Here is an 18604-nt window from a genome sequence, read left to right as displayed (position 1 = left end):
AGACCCATGGCTGTGATCCCGAAAATTCTCGTCGTCGCCGGTTCGGTGCGCAGCGGCGCCTATAGCGGCAGGACCGCCGACGTGGCACAGAAGGAACTTGCCATGCAGGGCGCCGAGGTGACCCGCATCTCGCTCGCCGACTATCCGCTGCCGATCCTCGACCAGGATTTGGAAAAGGACGAAGGCATTCCCGAAAACGCCGTCAAGCTCGGCCGGATGATCGCCGCCCATGACGGGCTGCTGATCGCGACGCCCGAATATAACGGCTCCATTCCACCGTTGCTCAAGAACAGCATCGACTGGGTGAGCCAGCTGCGCAAGGATGGCGGCCGGACGTTCAGGCCACTTGCCGGCAAGGTCGCCGGCCTCTGCTCGTCTTCCAACGGACCCTTCGGCGGGATACGCTGCATCAACCATCTGCGCGCCGTTCTGGTACGCTGCCGGATGGAGGTGGTGACACCGGAATGCTCGGTGCCGGAGGGCGGCAACGCCTTCGACGACGAGGGCAAGTTCAGGGACGAGAGACTAAGCCAATCGATGGAGCACCTATGCCGAACGCTGATCGAAACCTCGCGCATGCTGTCGACGCGGATCGAGGCATGATCCCGGACGCCGCGCATGCCGACACGATGCAGGAAAGGCTGATCGTCGGCCTCGACCTGCCGACGCTGAAGGAAGCCGAGAAAGCGGTGCGCGAGCTCGACGGGATCGTCTCCTTCTACAAGATCGGTTACCAGCTCGCGTTTGCCGGCGGGCTCGACTTCGCCCGCGAGCTGGCCAGCGGCGGCACCAGGATCTTTCTCGACATGAAGCTGCTCGACATCGACAACACCGTGGCCAAGGGGGTCGAAAACATCGCCAGGATGGGCATGAGCATGCTGACCATCCATGCCTATCCGAAGACGATGAAGGCGGCGGTCGAGGCTGCCAGGGGCAGCGACCTTTGCCTGCTCGGGGTCACCGTGCTGACCTCGATGGACGAGCAGGACGTGATCGACGCCGGCTATGAGTATGATCCGCATACACTGGTGCTGAGGCGCTCCGAGCAGGCGCTGCATGCCGGCATGGGCGGCATCGTCTGCTCGGCCGAAGAAGCCGAGGCGGTGCGCCGCATCGTCGGCCCCGACCTGGCCGTGGTGACGCCGGGAATCCGGCCGAAGGGCAGCGACCATGGCGACCAGAAACGGGTGGTGACGCCGGCGCAGGCGATCCGCAACGGCTCCAGCCATCTCGTCATCAGCCGGCCGATCGTCGGAGCGGCCGACAGGCGGGCGGCGGCGGAAGCGATCCTCGATGAAGTGCGCTCGGCCTGAGGGCAGGAATTAACCCGGAGAAAAGCCATGCCCAAGGGATACTGGATCGCTCGCGTCGATGTACGCGATGCGGAAGGCTACAAGGACTATGTCGCAGCTGCCAAACCGGCCTTCGACCGCTTCGGCGCCAAGTTCCTGGCGCGCGGCGGCGCGCATGAGAAGGCCGAGGGGCCGGGCCGCGACCGCAACGTGATCATCGAGTTTCCGTCGCTTGCGGCGGCGCATGACTGCTACCACTCGCCCGAATACCAGCGCGCCGTCGCGATCCGCCAGAAGGTGGCCGAGGGCGAAATCGTGTTGGTCGAGGGGATTTAGGCGAGAAGCCGGTTCGCCGCTGCCTCCGCCATCGCATCGGCGAGGCTCAAGCCCCATTGCTGGCGACAGTAATCGCGGAAATCGAAGCAGGGCAGGCCGGGGCAGACCTCGAACTCGATGAGGTGGACGCTGTCGTCGGCTTCGACCCGGAGGTCGATGGAAAAGACGTCGCGCAGGCCAGGCCCGACCATCAGGCGTTCGGCGATGCGACGGATTCTTGCATCGGCTTCAGGCTGGCTGCCGGCGACCGGCAGCAGCACCGGCTCGGTATATTTTCCCGCAGCTTTCGCCGCTGCGCCGGTATCGCCGTAAAGCGCCAGGCTGTCCTGCATGGTCTGGAAATCGCCGCCCGAATCGACAAAGGCGATGCCCAGCGCCTCGACGCCGGTATCCGTCCTCAATCCGAGAAAACTGGCGCGCGCGTTGCGGCCGGCGACATAGGGCTGGACGATGACATCGTCGCGATAGGCGGCGAAGACGCGTCGGCTAAGCTCCAGCGCGTGGCCGAGATCGTGGCAGTGCGAATCCGGCCAGATGCCGATCTTGGCGCCGAGCCGGTTCGGCTTGACGAACCAGCCGGCGGGCGAGGCCGGTGGCGCGACCAGCCAGGCGCCGTCACGGGCAAGGCCCGCCTGCGGCACCGGCAGGCCAAGCGCGCCGAGCACGGCGCCGGACCGGAACTTGTCCTGACAGAGCGCGAACAGCGCATCGTCGGCGCCGATCGCCTTCAGGCAATTCAGCCGTACCAGAGCCGGTGCGGCGCCGCCGCGGAAATAGGCGACGCCGTCGGTCAGCGTCCAGACAAGCGTGGTCTTCGGGTCCTCGCCGCCGAGAACGCTTGCGGCGTCGTCGAGCGTCACCGGCGCAAATGACAGGCCGCGCTTCTGGCAAGCGGCGGCAAGTGCGTCGAATTCAGCAGCGATATCGGTCGATTGCGCCAGATAGGAGGCGATTTCGGCGGCACGCTCCGGCACGTGGTTATCGGCGACCAGCCGATCGAAGCAAGCCTTTTCCGGCTCGTAGACAAGGATCAGCTTCGGCTCGCGGCTTGACATGATCGAAACGATTTCCCGGCAGCACGATTGCCTAAAGCAATTCCAGGAAAAGCGTGAAACGGTTTTCCGTCCGGAATTGCGTCAAAACAAAGAGATAGAGCGGTTCAGCGTTCCCGCGAAACGATGAAGCGTTCAAGCATCGCACGGCGAGCGCATTCGGCTTTCGCGGAACCGACGTCAGCTGGACGCCTGCACGACAGTGCTAGATATGGGTCTAGCCAATCAGCACACGCGGCTCGAAGCGACCATTGACTGGAATGTGGAGCATGAATGTCATGCCGGCTTGCGGGTCGAGCAGGTGCTGCTTCTCGCTCTTGCCCGACCAGGCGGAGGTGACCGCCAGCCGGTCGGCATTCCTGCCGACGAAAGCCGGACAGGAAGGCTGCGTCGCCGGCATCGCCACCGAACGGACGAGCTTGCCGTCGGGTCCATAGGCTTCGACGACGCTGCCGCCCCAGCAGGCGTTCCACAATATGCCGTCACGGTCGAGCACCGAACCATCGATATAGCCCTTGGCCGAACGGTGGTCGACGAAGACCTTCGGTTCGCCAACCGGCAGTCCGGTCGCCGGATCGCAGCCGACGCGCATCAACAGGCCGGTGCTGGTGTCGGTGTAATAGGCAATGGTCCCATCCTCGGAAAAGCAGATCGAGTTGGGCACAGTAATGTCGGCATAAAGCCGGCGCAGCTCGCCCTTGAAGAACCAGTAGATCGAACCGGCACCCTTCGCCTCGCCCTTGCCCATTGTGCCGACCCAGAGCGCGCCGCAAGGGTGAACGCGTGAATCGTTCGAGCGGGTGACCGCATTGTCGGCCTCGATCGGCGTGTGCAACGTCAGCTTGCCGGTCGCGACGTCGCGGACATGCAGGCCGGTCTCGGTGGCGATCAACTGGCGCCGGTCGTCGACGATGGCGACGGCGCTGGCCATCTGACCGAGCTCGTGGATCTTGACCGCACCGCCGGACAGGAGCTTTTCCAGGAGCTGGCCATTGACGATGTCGAACCAGTAGAGCGTGTCGGTGGCAGGGTCATAGCTTGGTCCCTCGCCGAGTTGGCAGACATGGTCGGAAAAAACCGAAACAATGGTCTCGCTCATCATGCCGCTCCAAACGCCGCGTCCCAGGCCTGAACTGCGGCTTTCGCTCGCGCTGCCACTTCGTCGACGCTCATGCCCGGCTTGAAGAGGCTGGAGCCAAGACCGAAGACGCTGACGCCGGCTGCCTTGTAGCCGGGAAAATCCTTATCCGAAACGCCGCCGACCGCGCCGACCAGCACACTGGCCGGCAGCACCGCGCGCATCGCCGAAATGCCTGCCGCGCCAAGCACGCTCGCCGGGAAGAATTTCAATGCCGAGGCGCCGAGCCGGATTGCTTGAAATGCCTCGGTCGGCGTGAACACGCCAGGCATCGTCACCATGCCATAGTGCATGGCACGGCCCATGACCTCGGCATCGATATTGGGGCTGACCAGCAGCCGCCCGCCGGCCTTGTGCAGGCCGTCGACATCGGCGGCGCTGAGCACCGTGCCGGCACCGACCAAGGCTGTTGGAGGAAGCGCTCCGACAATGCTGGCGATGGAGGCGTAAGGATCGGGCGAGTTGAGCGGCACCTCGATCGCTTCGATACCGGCGCCGAAGATCGCCTGGCCGATTGCCACCGCCTCGCTTGGCTTGAGGCCACGCAGGATGGCGACCAGACCCCGCTCGAGCTTTGGAAAAGGTGCGGTTTCGGTCATGCGGCAACTCCATTTCCAGCGATCATGCCATTTTCGCGCGCGGCTTCAGCAAGACCGGCACGCACCGCCTCGTCGGCGTCGACCACCCTGACCGCGAGCCCGGCAAGGCCGAGCGCCTCGGCATAGAGCTTGCCGAGTGCGCCCGACGCGATCAGCACGACGGGCACGGCACTCGCCCCATAACGGCGATTTGCCGAAGCGATCTCGCCGCCGATCAGCAGGCCGGACAGGCAGGCGGCGGCATCCTCGGGCTTCAGATCCTGCAGCAGGCTGGCGGCGCGGATCGAGAACAGTCTTGAACCGATGTCACCGCCTTCGGCCAACGCCTTCAGGCACCACTCCCGGAAAAATGGATTTTCGGCGGCAACCGGCTTCGGCGCCTCGCCCAGCGAATGGCGCAAGATCGAGTGCGCGGCCAGCACCGAAAACAGCTCGCCGGTCGGCCAGGTGCCGAAACCAGCAACAGAGCCGTCCTGGACCAGCACCCATTTCGAATGGGTGCCAGGCATGCAGACGAGATGGCGTCCCTTTGCCGGCAAGCCGGCGCCGGCAAGCTGCGTCTCCTCGCCGCGCATGACATCCGGGGCGTCGGCCAGACGCTGGGCAAGGCCGGGCACGATGCGGATGTCGCGGCGCTGGCCGGGAATGCGGGCAGCGCCGGCGAGAATAGCGCCGATCGGCGCCGGCACGCTGACATAGGGTGCCTCCAGCCAGCCCTGGCGCGAACCGGCCATGCCGCAAATGATGACCGGCAGCGCCTCGGCTGCGCCCAAGGCAGCCAGATGCCCTTCGAGAATGGACGAAAATCCTTTAGCCTGGGCGGTGATCAGCCCGTCATCGCCGCGCCGCTCGGCGAGAACCTTGCCGGCGCCGTCGAGCAGCCAGACCCTCATGCGGGTGGTGCCCCAGTCGACGGCCGCGACGGAAGCTGCCTTGCTCGATGAGATCACAGGAACCCCCCATCGACGATCAGCATCTGCGCGGTCAGCATGCGTGAGGCATCCGACGCCAGGAACAGCACGGTGCCGACAATGTCTTCCGGCTGCATCACCTCTTTGATGCACTGTTTGGCGACATGAGCGGCGAGCGCTTCTTCGGTGACCCAGAGCTTTCTCTGCCGCTCGGTGATCACCCAGCCGGGCGCGATCGCGTTGACACGGATGCCGTCGACGCCGAGCTTGCCGGCAAGACCCTTGGTGAGACCGACGATGCCGGCCTTGGCGGCGGTGTAGGCCGGCATATCGGGATGGTTGATGAGAAACGAGGTCGAGGTGAAGTTGATGATCGAGCCGCCGCCGGCCCGCTTCATGCCCGGCGCCACCGCCTGTGCGCTGAAGAAATGCGGGCGCAGGTTGATGGCATGGTTGTTGTCCCAGAACTCCACCGTGACGTCTTCGACGGCATGACGGTCATCCTGCGCGGCATTGTTGACCAGCACGGTCACGTCGCCATGCGCCTTGGCGGCTTTAGCCGCCGATAGCCGCAACGCCTCGATGTCGCGTATGTCGGTCTTGAGATAAAGCGGCCGCCGGCCCAGCTCCTTCTCTAACCGATCGGCCAGCGCCACACTCGGACGGTCCGCGATATCGATGAAGGCGACCTTTGCCCCCTGGCGGACAAAACCTTCGGTCAAGGCAGCACCAATGCCGGAGCCGCCGCCGGTGATCAGCACCGAAGCGCCTTCGAGGTCGGCAAAGCGTGCCGATGGCATCATGAAATTCTCTCCCGGTCCAATGATCTCGGTCGGCCGGCGCGCATCCTATCCAGCCGTGTCGGGCGGGCAAGGGCGAAAGAGTGGATTGTCGGGACTTATGTCCGACAAAAGGCCGCATGGCCGCCGATCGATCAGCTGCCCAGCCGGACGCGGTACAATTCGACTGCGGCTCCGCTGGTCCCGGCAACCGGCTCAAGCCATTCCGGCACGCTGCCGCGCATCAGCCCGGCAAGAAAGCCTGCCGGCGCCTTGGCTGCGAGGAGCTTGCTTTCGGCGCTGCCGGGGCACAGCGCGACGAGGCCGACGTGATGATCCGCCACGACCGTCCTGGCATCGGCATCGGACCCAAGGAAGGCATCGAGCGCCAGCAGGTTGCCGGCGACATTGCGATGATAAGGCCCGGCGAAGACGCGATGTCCGGAATAGGCCAGGATAGGCGATCCGAGATTGGAAATTGCCAGCACGGTGGTGCCGGGCAGGCGGCCGAGTGCCGCAAAGGAGGCCATGCGCTGGCAAGCGACATCGGCGCCGTCGCCATTATCGGCGGCGGTATTGCTGTCCTCGAAGGCGACCGAGGTTGCCGCGGCAGCCCCAGTCCAGACGGCATTCACTGAAACCAGCCAGACGGCGGCCATGCGCAGCGCCACGCCGCGCGACGGGCTGACCTCTGCCCGTTGACGCCATTTGGCAATCCAGGCGGCAAGCGGGATGACGGCGAAGGCGATCGAGAATGTCGAACCGCGCACCTGCCAGGCACTGACGATGAAGGCCACGACAAGCAGCGCGCCGACAAGGCTGTCCTGCCGCCGCCAGCCGCCACGGCCAAGGCGAAGCGCCATCAGCACGAGCGCGATGAGCGGCGTGGCATAGCGCGCCACCACCCCGGCCGGATCTTCAGCGAGCAGCTTGAACAGCGACTGCGCCTCGTCGATGTGATCAAGCCATAGCTCCTTGAGGCGCGGATCGAGGTTGGCGTAGGGCGCTGCCAGGCATTGTGGGAACAAAAAGACGATGACAGCGGCCAATACCAGGGCAAGCAGGCCAAGCGAGGCGATGCGCCGTTGGCGCGTGCGGCCGGCGGGCTCGATCGACGCTATCGCCGCAAGGCCGGTTCCGGCAATCGCCGCGACGACGAACTGCACGGCCGAGAAGGCGTCGCATTGCGCCTGACCCCAGGCAGACGGCGCAATGGTGGCGACAAAGACGAGAGCGGACACGCCGGCAAAGCCGAGGCCGAAATCCCGGGCGATCAGCCTCTCGCCATTGGCGCCGAGGGCGAACAGCATGGCAACAGAGGCGCCGATGGTGGCCACATAAGGCGCGGTCTCCATGCCGACGGCCAGCATCAATCCGGTGCACAGGCCGGAGAGCAATGCCGCCGGCCTGCGCGTTGGCGCTTCAAGCAACAGGCTCAGGCTGGCCATGCTCAGCATCAGCTGGACATTGTGGTGATCGAGCGCGCCAGGCGAAAAAATGCCGAGGAAATACAGTGCGGCAGCGCCGATCACGACAGCGGGCAGCACGGCGCTGTCACCGGCAAAGCTGCGCGCGGCGCGAGCCGTGAAAAATACGGTCAGGCAGAAGAGCAGCGCCGGCCACAGCACTTGCGCAACATTCTCGGCAAAGGCCGCGCTGCCGGTCAGGGCCGATACGGCGATGATGATGGCGGCGATCGGCGCATCGACCAGCCGCGACCAATGCATGACGAAACCGCCTTCCAGGCCCATCCTGTACTGGTGGAGATCGAACCACCTTTGGCCGGCCAGCATGTCGCGAACTTCGACGAGGCGCAGCAGATTGTCGTTGTCGCCGCCGGCATTGGTCAGTGCCGGGAAGCCGGCAAAGGCATTGACGGCAAGCGCCAGCGCCGTGGCAAGCAGCGCCAGCGCGATATCGGACCTCCAAATGGAGGCGCCATCGTCGGCTGTGCTCATATCGGGACCTTTGGAAGGAATACGGTGCGGTTTAAACCTAGCCTTAACAGCTTCAATAAATAGTAAAGCCGCCCGAGCGAGGCCGGCGTTTGAGCGGTCAGGGGCCTTACAGGGCATCCGGAGACGAAAATGCCACAAGAAGTGCGCCATGAGCCGAGCATCGCCGTGCTCCTGCCTTGCTACAATGAGGAGCTGACGATCGGCGAAGTGGTGCGGCGCTTTCGCGAAACGCTGCCTGCCGCCGCGATCTATGTCTACGACAACAATTCGCGCGACCTGACGGCGCTCCGAGCCCGCGCCGCCGGCGCCATCGTGGTGCGCGAGCCGCGCCAGGGCAAAGGCAATGTCGTGCGCCGCATGTTCGCCGACATCGAGGCCGACATCTACCTGATGGCCGACGGCGACGGCACCTATGCGCCGGAGGACGCGCCGCAACTGATCAACACGCTGCTGACCGAGCGCTCCGACATGGTGGTGGGCACCAGGCGCGGCGTCGCCAACGACGCCGGCAGGACAGGCCACGCCTTCGGCAACCGCATCTTCAACAGCCTCTACAAACGTTTGTTTGGCTCGGACTTTACCGATATCTTCTCGGGTTACCGCGCCTTCACCAGGCGCTTCGTCAAGAGTTTTCCCGCCGTTTCCGGCGGTTTCGAGATCGAGACCGAAATGTCGGTGCACGCCTCGCAGCTCAAATTGCCGGTCAGCGAGATCGGCCTCGACTATGGCCGCCGGCCGGAAGGCTCCTCGTCGAAGCTGTCGACCTTTCGCGACGGCGCGAAGATCCTGTGGATGTTCGCCATGCTGATGAAGGAGACGCAGCCGCTGCGTTTCTTCGGCGCTTTTTCGGTGTTCTTCCTGGCATCAAGCCTGTTTCTGATGGCGCCGGTGCTGATCGAGTTCGCCGAAACCGGGCTTGTGCCGCGCATGCCGACGTGGGTGCTGTCGGTCGGGCTGCTGCTGCTGTCGATGCTGGCGGCGGTGACCGGGGTAATCCTCGATTCGGTGTCGCGCGGCCGGGCCGAGCAGAAGCGCATCTTCTATCTGTCGATGCCTTCCGGCCGCGTCGAACGCGAACGCGCAAGTGCGCTCGCGACTTTGAAGACCGGACCGCGCAAGACCCCGCGGGCGGCTTAGAGCCCTAAATGGGACGCCTCGCCCGCTTCATTGTCGCCGGCGGTATCGGCTTCGTCGCCGACGCGGCGGCGCTTTGGCTGGTGTTGGCGATAGCGCCGCTTGGCCCCTTCGCAGCCCGAATCATCTCGATCGGTTTTGCCTTGTCCGTCACCTGGCTGATCAATCGCCATCTGACCTTCTCGCCTTCCAGCCGCGGCGTCGCGCAAGAGGGCGCACGCTATGGCGGCGTCGGCATCGCCACCAGCCTCGTCAATTATCTCGTCTATTGCGCCATGCTGTTCGCGCTGCCGATGGTGCCGCCGCTCGTCGCCCTTGCGGTCGCCTCGCTGGTTGCCATGGCGCTGTCCTTCCTCGGCTATTCCAAGCTGGTCTTCGACCGCTGAACGCACATCGCATTGGGGTCTGCGCCAGAAGCGCAGCCTCATCATGACCTTGGCCGATTGGCAGAGGCCGCCGATTTCCTTATATCGCTCTCGTCGATGCATCGGCCCGAAAAATCGGAATCGATTTTCGGAAAGCGCGATGCATGGATTCAAAGTGTTGGAGCGTATGTGCGTCCGGGTGGACGCACGTTCGTTGCAACTGCGCCGGAGAGCACCCATGCCCCTGAAAGTCGCCGTCCAGATGGACCACATCTCTACCGTGTCGATTGCCGGCGACACGTCGTTTGCGCTGTCGCTGGAAGCGCAGCGGCGCGGGCACCAGCTGTTCCACTACACGCCCGACCGGCTGTCGCTGCGCGAAGGCAAGGTGTTTGCCCGTATCGAGGCGATGCAGGTCCGCGACGAGAAGGGCAACCATTATTCGCTGGGCGAGAAGGTGCGCACCGATCTTGCGGAGATGGACGTCATCCTTTTGCGGCAGGATCCGCCCTTCGACATGAACTACATCACCACCACGCATATCCTCGAGCGCATCCATCCGAAGACGCTGGTGGTCAACGACCCGGCCTGGGTGCGCAACAGCCCGGAAAAGATCTTCGTCACCGAATTTCCCGACCTGATGCCGGACACGCTGATCACCAAGGACCCGCTCGAGGTCGCCGCCTTTCGCAAGGAGTTCGGCGATATCATCGTCAAGCCGCTCTACGGCAATGGCGGCGCCGGCATCTTTCACCTGCACGAGGCCGACCGCAACCTCGCCTCGCTGCTCGAAATGTTCGGCCAGTTGTTCCGCGAACCCTACATCGTGCAGCGCTACCTCAAGGAGGTGCGGGGTGGCGACAAGCGCATCATCCTGATTGACGGCGAGCCTGTCGGCGCCATCAACCGCGTGCCGGCCGAGCATGATTCGCGCTCCAACATGCATGTCGGCGGCCGCGCCGAAAAGACCGAATTGACGGAACGCGAACGCGAGATCTGCGCCCGCATCGGCCCCGCGCTGAAAGAGCGCGGCTTCATCCTCGTCGGCATCGACGTCATCGGCGACTACATGACCGAGATCAACGTGACCTCACCGACCGGCATACGCGAAGTGCAGCGCTTCGGCGGCGCCGACATCGCCAGCCTGTTCTGGGATGCCGTGGAGGAGAAGCGCAACTAGCCTCGCTTCGCGAGCGGCCGCGTTGCAAACCATTGCAGCCGTGGCGCTCAGCTGTTCCCCAAATGTTCTTGCCTTCGCCGGAAATCTGTGGTTGTCTCGGGTGACGCCGTTCGCGGCATGATCGCAAAGGCTTGGGGCAAAAGCCTGCATCTGGGGTGAAGACATGGTGGCGCGGGTTCGCACGGTTGCTTTCCAGGGCATCGAGGCCGTGCCGGTCGACGTGCAGGTGATGATCGCGCCGGGCAAAGTCAACATGCACATCGTCGGGCTGGCCGACAAGGCTGTGGCCGAAAGCCGCGAGCGGGTGCAGGCTGCACTTCATGCATCCGGCCTGTCGATGCCGTCGAAGAAGGTCACCGTCAATCTGGCGCCCGCCGACCTGCCCAAGGAGGGCAGCCATTACGATCTGCCGATCGCGCTCGGTTTGATGGCGGCGCTCGGCGCCATTCCGGGCGACATGCTGGCCGGCTATGTCGTGCTTGGCGAATTGTCGCTCGACGGCACCATTGCCGCGGTGGCGGGCGCGCTGCCGGCGGCGATCGGCGCCAATGCCGAAGGCAAGGGCTTGATCTGTCCGTTCGCCTGCGGGCCGGAAGCGGCGTGGGCCGGCAAGGATTTCGACATATTGGCGCCGCGCAGCCTGATCGCCATCGCCAATCATTTTCGCGGCACGCAGGTTTTGTCACGGCCGGAAGCCGGCATCCATGCCGCGGCGCGCGACCTGCCCGATCTCGCCGACATCAAGGGCCAGGAGACCGCCAAGCGGGCGCTGGAGGTGGCGGCCGCCGGCGGTCATAATCTTTTGATGGTCGGACCGCCGGGGTCGGGAAAGTCGATGCTGGCGCAGCGGCTGCCGTCGATCCTACCGCCGCTGGCGCCCAGGGAATTGCTCGAAGTCTCGATGATCGCCTCGGTGGCCGGCGAACTCGGCGAAGGAAAACTCACCGACCGGCGGCCGTTCCGCGCGCCGCATCATTCGGCCTCGATGGCGGCGATGGTCGGCGGCGGTCTGCGCGTGCGGCCGGGCGAGGCCTCGCTTGCCCATCACGGCGTGCTGTTCCTCGACGAATTCCCCGAATTCTCGCCGCAGGCGCTCGATGCACTGCGCCAGCCGCTCGAGACCGGCGACTGCATGATCGCGCGCGCCAATCATCGCGTCACCTATCCGGCGCGTATCCAGCTGGTCGCGGCGATGAACCCGTGCCGTTGCGGCATGGCCGGCGAGCCGGGCTATCGCTGCCTGCGCGGCGACCGCTGCCGCACCGACTACCAGGCGCGCATTTCCGGCCCGCTGCTCGATCGCATCGATCTCAGGATCGAGGTGCCGGCGGTCTCGGCCAGCGATCTGATCCGGCCGGACCGGGCGGAGAAAAGTGCCGCCGTCGCACTACGTGTTGCCCGCGCCCGTACGATCCAGCGAGAGCGCTTCGAGCGGCTCGGCGCGACCGCCACCACCAACGCCCATTGCTCGCCGTCAGTCATCGAGGAGATCGCCATGCCCGACGCCGCCGGCCTGTCGCTGCTGAGGGATGCCAGCGAAAAGCTCGGCTTTTCCGCACGAGCCTATCACCGCGTCTTGAAGGTGGCGCGGACCCTGGCCGATCTCGAGGCCAGCGAGACGGTCGGCCGCATCCATCTGGCCGAAGCGATTTCCTATCGCATGAGTTCGGAGCGGATGGCGCAGGCGGCGTGACGTTCCCCTCCCCCTTGAGGGGAGGGTGGCCGCGAAGCGGCCGGGTGGGGTCGCCGGTGAGACGCTCGGCCTGTCGCATTTCGAAACCGGCCGAGGTGCGGAGCGTTGCGATGTTCCTCCTAGAGCAACGGACATTCAGATGGGATCATTCTGCCGGTGCACGACATCGGGCTCGCCACCTTTCGCGTGGTTTGTCTCGCCATCCCGGAAAGAGAATTGATTCCATCTGGGCGTCCGTTGCTCTAGGGCGCACCGTCAGAATTGGGTTGGCGCACTGCATTGGCGACCCCACTCGGCCCTTCGGCCCACCCTCCCCTCAAGGGGGAGGGGGACGCCGGCGCTTACCCTTGGCCGGCGTGCATCGTGCTTTCGGTTCAGCCGTTATCCCGCGTCTTCAGCTCCAGCCGCCGTGCGTGCAGCACTGGCTCGGTGTAGCCGTTGGGTTGCACGCGCCCCTTGAAGACCAGGTCACAGGCGGCGAGGAAGGCGATGGACTTGTCGAAATCCGGCGCCATCGGCCGGTAGAGCGGATCGCCGTCGTTCTGGCGGTCGACGATCGCCGCCATGCGTTTCATCGTCTCCATGACCTGCTCGGGCGTGCAGACGCCGTGATGCAGCCAGTTGGCGATGTGCTGCGAGGAGATGCGCAGCGTGGCGCGGTCCTCCATCAGACCGACGTCGTTTATGTCAGGCACTTTCGAACAGCCGACGCCCTGGTCGATCCAGCGCACGACATAGCCCAGAATGCCTTGCGCATTGTTGTCGAGCTCCTTCTGGATGTCTTCTGGCGACCAGTTCGGCCGCACAGCGACCGGCACCGACAAGATGTCGTCGAGTTTTGCCTTGGGCCGGCTCTTCAGCGCCGCTTGCACGGCATGGACGTCGACCTTGTGATAATGGGTGGCGTGCAGCGTCGCCGCCGTCGGCGACGGCACCCAGGCGGTGTTGGCGCCGGCCTGGGGATGCGCGATTTTCTCGGCCAGCATCGCCGCCATAAGGTCGGGCATCGCCCACATGCCTTTGCCTATCTGGGCGTGGCCGGCCAACCCACATTCCAGCCCGATGTCGACGTTCCAGGCTTCGTAGGCGGCGATCCAGGCGGCCTGCTTCATGTCGCCCTTGCGGATCATCGGGCCGGCTTCCATCGAGGTGTGGATCTCGTCGCCGGTGCGATCGAGGAAGCCGGTGTTGATGAAGACGACGCGTTCTTTCGCGGCGCGGATCGCCTCCTTGAGGTTGACGGTGGTGCGCCGCTCCTCGTCCATGATGCCCATCTTGATGGTGTTTTTGGGCACGCCGAGCAGCGCTTCGACGCGGTCGAAAATCTCGACGGCGAAGGCAACTTCGTCGGGCCCGTGCATCTTGGGCTTTACGATGTACATCGAGCCGGCGCGAGAATTGGCGCGGCGCCCGTTCACGCCGACGTCATGCAGCGCGATCAGCGCCGTCAGCGCCGCATCCATGATGCCTTCCGGCACCTCGTTGCCGTCGCGGTCTGATATCGCCGGATTGGTCATAAGGTGGCCGACATTCCTGACCAGCATCAGCGAGCGGCCGGGCAAGGTCAGCGTGCCGCCATCGGGCGCGGTATAGGTGCGGTCGGGGTTGAGCCTGCGGACAAAGCTCTTGCCGGCCTTGGTGATCTCCTCCGCCAAGTCGCCCTTCATCAGGCCGAGCCAGTTGCGGTAGACCAGCACCTTGTCCTGCGCATCCACTGCGGCGATCGAATCCTCGCAGTCCTGGATGGTGGTCAGTGCCGATTCCAGCACGACATCGGCAATGCCGGCCGGATCGGTGCGGCCGATCTGGTTGTTGTGGTCGACAACGATTTCGATATGCAGGCCGTTCTTGGTGAGCAGCACGGCTTCGGGGTCGGCGGCATCGCCGCGATAGCCGGCAAACTGTCTGAGGTCGGCAAGCGTGGTGGCGCCGGCACCCTCGCCCAGCCGCAATATGCCGTTGGCGACCGAAAGCCCGTTGACGCCGGCCCATTTGCCTGTCGTGAGCGGCACCGCCTCGTCGAAGAAGCTTTTCACCCAGGCGACGACTTTGGCGCCGCGCGCCGGATTGAATTTGTTGCCTCGCTCGGCGCCGTCCGTCTCCGGGACGGCGTCGGTTCCGTAGAGCGCATCGTACAGCGAGCCCCAGCGCGCATTGGCAGCATTCAGCGCATAACGCGCGTTCATCACCGGCACCACCAGCTGCGGCCCGGCAACCAAAGCGATTTCCGGGTCGACATTTTCGGTGGTCACGCTGAACGCCGGCCCCTCGGGCAGGAGATAGCCGATCTCGCGGAGGAACGTCTTGTAGGCCTCCATGTCGACGGGCGCGCCATTGTCGCGATACCAGCGGTCGAGTTTGTCCTGCATGGCATCGCGCTTTTCGAGCAGTGCCCGGTTTTTTGGCGAGAGATCATGGACGATCGCCGAAAAACCGCTCCAGAATGCCTCCGCTTCAATGCCGGTGCCCGGCAGCGCCTCGTTCACGACGAAATCATGAAGCTCGCGGGCAATCCGCAATCCGGCGATCTCGACGCGATCGGTCATCAGGGCTTCTCCAGACGAAAGGCTAGGCCGGGCCTTTGGCATGTCACGGTGGCAGGGTCAATTCAGCTCAGGGTGAAGGTAGGGCGTTTTCGCTGCCGATCTCCCCCTTGAGGGCCCCTTGTGGGGGAGATGGCCGGCAGGCCAGAGGGGGTCGCCTCGCGGGAAGTGCAACCTCTTCTTTGCACCAAATCGCGTCGCGCTTCATGCGAGGCGACCCCCTCGGTCGCCTTCGGCGACATCTCCCCCTCAAGGAGGGCGATTACGCGCTCACACCGCAATCCTTGGCCGTCCCGACGCCACCGCCACGACGTGCGCCTCGATGAACATGCGCTGGCCCTCTACGGTGGAGACGCGGTATTCGCTGGCGATTTCGATCTCGGCGCTGTCGGTGCCGGCGTCCTTAGCCCGCCCGGCGGCAATCGCCCGCACATCCTTCTCCGCCGCGGCGATCGCCGCCGCCTCGTCGTTGAAATCGCGCACGCTTTCACCGGAGGCAACGCGGAACAGCCCTTCCTTGGGCTGGCTGACCCGCGCCTCCGCCGACACCCGGACCTGGCCGACGACGGCGCCGAGCGCGTTGGCGACATCGGTATCCTGCGGCACCACGCATCGATTGCCGACCAGCTCGGCCAGGCCGGCATAATGCAGCGGCGCCGAGGCGCCGAGGCCGATGACCGGACGGTCGAGGGCGACGCTCAAGCGGGCGATGCCGGGATGCGCGTCGACGGCGCGCTGGACCAGGGCATGGGCGACGGTCGCCGCGCCATCCAGCCCGTCCTCGGCAAAGGCGGTTTCGAGGATGACTTCGGCCGACAGGCGGGTCAGCGCGGTCAGCACCCGTTCCGAGATCGCCTCCGGCGAGGCGGCGATGAACTGGCCGCGGCCGTCGCGCCTGCGCGCGAACAGCTCGGCACCCAGACGCGCCGCGGCCGCATCCCAATTGGCCTGCCTGCCCAGCACATGCGCCGCATCCGACGGCGTGAAGCCGGCGACATGCACCAGCCCGCGCGACACCAGCCGGTTCAAGGTGGCGTTCTGGGCGTTCGAGGTCAGCAATCTGTCTAGAGCCTGCGGCACAGCACCGATCAGCTCGTAAAGCTTGGCTTCGGCACCGGTCAGTCCGGCCGCCAGCCGCTCCGGCACGCCGGTGCGCACCGCCAGCCGGCCATCCATGCGGCCGGGGTTGGGCGCGCGCAGCTGGCGTTCGAGCTCTGATGTGACGGCCTCGCCATGCATCAAGCCGGCCAGCGCCAGCGGCACCAGGCGGCGCGGGCCGAGCAGGATTCTCGGATTGAGCGCGCCATCCTCCAGCGCCACTTCGGAATCGCCGCCGAGGCCAAAAGTGCGCATGGCGACGGCCTCGACCATGGTGCGGAAACCGCCGACGGTGGCGCCTTCCGGATCGAGCCGCGGCCGGCCCTTGTCGAGCACGGCGACGTCGGTGGTGGTGCCGCCGATATCGGAGACCACCGCATCGTCGAGGCCGGTCATGTGGCGGGCGCCGACAAGGCTGGCGGCCGGGCCGGACAGGATGGTCTCGATCGGCCGCTGGCGGGCAAAGGCAGCCGAGACCAGAGCGCCGTCGCCGCGCACCACCATCAGCGGGGCGGCAATGTTGCGCGCGGCCAAAAAGCCTTCGGTTGCCGCGACCAGCCGGTCGATCATCGAGATCAGCCTGGCGTTGAGCAATGTCGTCAGCGCCCGGCGCGGGCCGCCGAGCTTGGCCGACAGTTCGTGGCTGGCGGTGACCGGCAGGCCGGTCCTGTCACGGATCAGGTCGCGCGCAGCAAGCTCATGCGCCGGGTTGCGGGTGGCGAAATAGGCGCAGACGGCAAAGCCGGACACCGACTTTTCCAGTTCCGGCAAAGCTGCCTCCAGCCCGGACAGATCGAGCTTTGCCGCATTGCCGTGGACATCGTGGCCGCCGGGGCAGAACACCACCGGGTCGGTGCCAAGCGCCGCCTTCAGCCCGTCGCGGGCAAGGTCGCCCTCGGCAAAGCCGATCATCACCAGCGCCACGCGCCCGCCCTGGCCCTCGACCAGCGCATTGGTGGCTAGCGTCGTCGACATCGACACCAGTTTGATCGCTGCCGGGTCGGTGCCGGCCATTTCGAGCACCGCATCGACCGCGCCGGAGATGCCGACCGCCAGATCATGGCGCGTGGTCAGCGCCTTGGCCTTGGCCAGCACCTTGCCGCTTGGCCCGCCGGCCTCCGACCACAGCACGGCGTCGGTATAGGTGCCGCCGGTGTCGATGCCGAGGAACAGGGGTGAGGGTTTGGGCTTGGCGGTCATATTTGGGTCCGGAGAATTCGTCTCCGCCCCTTAGCGGATATGAACGGGCCGATAAAGGCACGAGCGCTGGGCCAAGGCAGCGTAATCTCCCCCCTCGAGGGGGAGATGGCCGGCAGGCCAGAGGGGGTCGTCTCGCGTGGAGCGCCGGCATTCTCTGGCCGCGATGGCGTTGGCGTCAGGACGCACCGACCCCCTCTGTCGCCTTCGGCGACATCTCCCCCTCAAGGAGGGAGATAGCGGCGGCCCCTACCCCACAAACCCCACGCGCTTGTGCGAGCCATCGCAGAACGGCTTGTTGGCGGAGTGGCCGCAGCGGCAGAGGAAGGTGCGTTGCGTGCGGTCGACCGTGTGGCCGGTGCCGGTGACGATTTCGACATTGCCTTCGAGCTTGAGCGGGCCGTTGGTCGTTGGTGTGACGGTCAGCGGGCCATTCCGCACCTCCAGCGCCGGCGTGTCCTTCAGCGCCGGCTCGCCGGTGGCGGTGAAGCCCGATTTGGTGTGGCTGCCGTCGCAGAACGGCTTGTTTTCCGAGGCGCCGCAGCGGCAGAGCGTGGCGCGGTAAAACGTTTCGCCGCCCAACACGATCTCGGCATGGACGGCAAGCGGACCGTTTTCCCTTATGCGCACAATGTTGACCACCGGCGGCTGTTCCTGCGGCCCGCCATCCTTGCGAATATAGGTGATGGCGCCGGACGGGCAGGCTTCGGCGAGCGCCACGATCTTCTCGACGCTGGCCGCATCCGGATGGATCCACTGGCCGGGCGCATTGGGCACGAAGACATGCGGATCGCCAAGCACGCAGTTGCGCGAATGGATGCAACGTTTTCCCGAAAAGCCGATGTCGATGTTCTCGCCTTCGACCACTGCCATGGGTGGGTCTCCTGTCGGACTACGCTATGGCGACAGTCGGGACGACGTCAAGGCAGCATTCTCCCCCTCGTGAGGGCCGACCTCGGGCGCGGCGGTAAGGGAATTCGCATTTTTTGCTCGCAGCACCACATTTTGTTCTTGCTTTGTGCCGGCAGCTATGCTACTAATTTGCCTATGGTGCTAATTGGCTCCAACGACCCGCCTGCCGAGGCGGGTTTTTTGTTTCAGCTTTGAAATTCCGTTGCCGGCCTGCACTCGCGGGACGGCCCTCTCCCCCCTCGAGGGCAGGGCAATCGCATTTGGATTCTTACGAAGAGGACCCCCACCCTAACCCTCCCCACAAGGGGGAGGGAATGCTGCCGCGCGCCCTTACTTCCCCTTTTGGCGCCGAAAGGCAGGCAATTTGCCGAGGTCAGCGCCAACGGAAGTCTCCCTCCCCCTTGTGGGGAGGGGTTA

At 65.3% G+C, this 18604-nt stretch carries 16 protein-coding genes; 7 read left to right on the top strand and 9 right to left on the bottom strand.

The genetic code is table 11. The annotated features are described in order from the left end of the window. Window positions 1–6 precede the first annotated feature (6 nt). The 3 genes from NKH41_RS08175 to NKH41_RS08165 are packed head-to-tail and all read left to right on the top strand — an operon-like array spanning window position 7 to window position 1628. Window positions 7–603, top strand: a complete 597-nt coding sequence (locus tag NKH41_RS08175; protein WP_352771032.1) for an NADPH-dependent FMN reductase — start codon at window positions 7–9, stop codon at window positions 601–603. Next, a complete protein-coding gene (pyrF, locus tag NKH41_RS08170) occupies window positions 600–1313 on the top strand; it encodes an orotidine-5'-phosphate decarboxylase (protein WP_352771030.1) in 714 nt (237 codons plus the stop codon). Before NKH41_RS08175 ends, pyrF begins: the two co-directional genes overlap by 4 nt. 27 nt (window positions 1314–1340) lie before the next feature. Further along, window positions 1341–1628, top strand: a complete 288-nt coding sequence (locus NKH41_RS08165; RefSeq protein WP_023679856.1) for a DUF1330 domain-containing protein — start codon at window positions 1341–1343, stop codon at window positions 1626–1628. On the opposite strand, the gene NKH41_RS08160 is transcribed toward NKH41_RS08165, so the two are convergent. The 6 genes from NKH41_RS08160 to NKH41_RS08135 all read right to left on the bottom strand — a co-directional run bounded on the left by NKH41_RS08160 (window position 1625) and on the right by NKH41_RS08135 (window position 8065). Further along, window positions 1625–2683, bottom strand: a complete 1059-nt coding sequence (locus tag NKH41_RS08160) for a D-alanine--D-alanine ligase family protein (RefSeq protein WP_352771029.1) — start codon at window positions 2681–2683, stop codon at window positions 1625–1627. The genes NKH41_RS08165 and NKH41_RS08160 overlap by 4 nt on opposite strands. A 214-nt stretch (window positions 2684–2897) precedes the next feature. Next, window positions 2898–3779 (bottom strand): SMP-30/gluconolactonase/LRE family protein, encoded by an 882-nt coding sequence (locus tag NKH41_RS08155; protein ID WP_352932418.1) that lies wholly within the window; start codon window positions 3777–3779, stop codon window positions 2898–2900. Beyond that, complete coding sequence (locus tag NKH41_RS08150) at window positions 3779–4417, bottom strand: 2-dehydro-3-deoxy-6-phosphogalactonate aldolase (protein WP_352771026.1); 639 nt, start codon at window positions 4415–4417, stop codon at window positions 3779–3781. The genes NKH41_RS08155 and NKH41_RS08150 overlap by 1 nt, the downstream gene beginning before the upstream one ends. Continuing rightward, window positions 4414–5364 carry a 2-dehydro-3-deoxygalactonokinase gene (locus NKH41_RS08145; RefSeq protein ID WP_502895710.1) on the bottom strand — a complete coding sequence of 317 codons (951 nt, stop codon included), beginning with the start codon at window positions 5362–5364 and terminating at the stop codon, window positions 4414–4416. The genes NKH41_RS08150 and NKH41_RS08145 overlap by 4 nt, the downstream gene beginning before the upstream one ends. Next, window positions 5364–6131, bottom strand: a complete 768-nt coding sequence (locus NKH41_RS08140) for an SDR family NAD(P)-dependent oxidoreductase (protein ID WP_352771022.1) — start codon at window positions 6129–6131, stop codon at window positions 5364–5366. The genes NKH41_RS08145 and NKH41_RS08140 overlap by 1 nt, the downstream gene beginning before the upstream one ends. A 131-nt stretch (window positions 6132–6262) precedes the next feature. After that, window positions 6263–8065: a GtrA family protein gene (locus tag NKH41_RS08135; protein ID WP_352771020.1), complete on the bottom strand. Its 1803-nt coding sequence runs from the start codon at window positions 8063–8065 to the stop codon at window positions 6263–6265. A 129-nt stretch (window positions 8066–8194) separates the two neighbouring features. On the opposite strand from NKH41_RS08135, the gene NKH41_RS08130 reads away from it, so the two are divergent. The 4 genes from NKH41_RS08130 (at window position 8195) to NKH41_RS08115 (ending at window position 12437) form a co-directional block, all read left to right on the top strand. Continuing rightward, entirely contained in the window at window positions 8195–9202 is a 1008-nt protein-coding gene (locus NKH41_RS08130) for a glycosyltransferase (protein WP_352472814.1), read from the top strand. An 8-nt stretch (window positions 9203–9210) separates the two neighbouring features. Then, window positions 9211–9585, top strand: coding sequence for a GtrA family protein (locus NKH41_RS08125; protein ID WP_352472815.1), 375 nt, complete (start codon window positions 9211–9213; stop codon window positions 9583–9585). Window positions 9586–9802: 217 nt separating this feature from the next. Continuing rightward, window positions 9803–10744 carry a glutathione synthase gene (gene gshB / locus NKH41_RS08120; protein WP_352491152.1) on the top strand — a complete coding sequence of 314 codons (942 nt, stop codon included), beginning with the start codon at window positions 9803–9805 and terminating at the stop codon, window positions 10742–10744. A gap of 163 nt (window positions 10745–10907) precedes the next feature. Next, window positions 10908–12437 carry a YifB family Mg chelatase-like AAA ATPase gene (locus NKH41_RS08115; RefSeq protein WP_023679867.1) on the top strand — a complete coding sequence of 510 codons (1530 nt, stop codon included), beginning with the start codon at window positions 10908–10910 and terminating at the stop codon, window positions 12435–12437. A gap of 374 nt (window positions 12438–12811) precedes the next feature. On the opposite strand, the gene NKH41_RS08110 is transcribed toward NKH41_RS08115, so the two are convergent. From NKH41_RS08110 to NKH41_RS08100, 3 genes are all read right to left on the bottom strand, one after another. Next, the gene (locus tag NKH41_RS08110; RefSeq protein WP_352771018.1) at window positions 12812–14983 is read right to left on the bottom strand and encodes a malate synthase G; all 2172 of its coding nucleotides are present in this window, start codon (window positions 14981–14983) and stop codon (window positions 12812–12814) included. Between the two features lie 267 nt (window positions 14984–15250). Continuing rightward, window positions 15251–17278 (bottom strand): hydantoinase/oxoprolinase N-terminal domain-containing protein, encoded by a 2028-nt coding sequence (locus NKH41_RS08105; protein WP_352771016.1) that lies wholly within the window; start codon window positions 17276–17278, stop codon window positions 15251–15253. 246 nt (window positions 17279–17524) lie between these two features. Beyond that, a complete protein-coding gene (locus NKH41_RS08100) occupies window positions 17525–18148 on the bottom strand; it encodes a CDGSH iron-sulfur domain-containing protein (protein ID WP_352771015.1) in 624 nt (207 codons plus the stop codon). Window positions 18149–18604 lie beyond the last annotated feature (456 nt).

It is taken from the genome of Mesorhizobium sp. M1169 (genome assembly GCF_040318345.1).
Lineage (GTDB): Bacteria > Pseudomonadota > Alphaproteobacteria > Rhizobiales > Rhizobiaceae > Mesorhizobium.
This window is presented reverse-complemented; position numbering and strand designations above follow the sequence as displayed.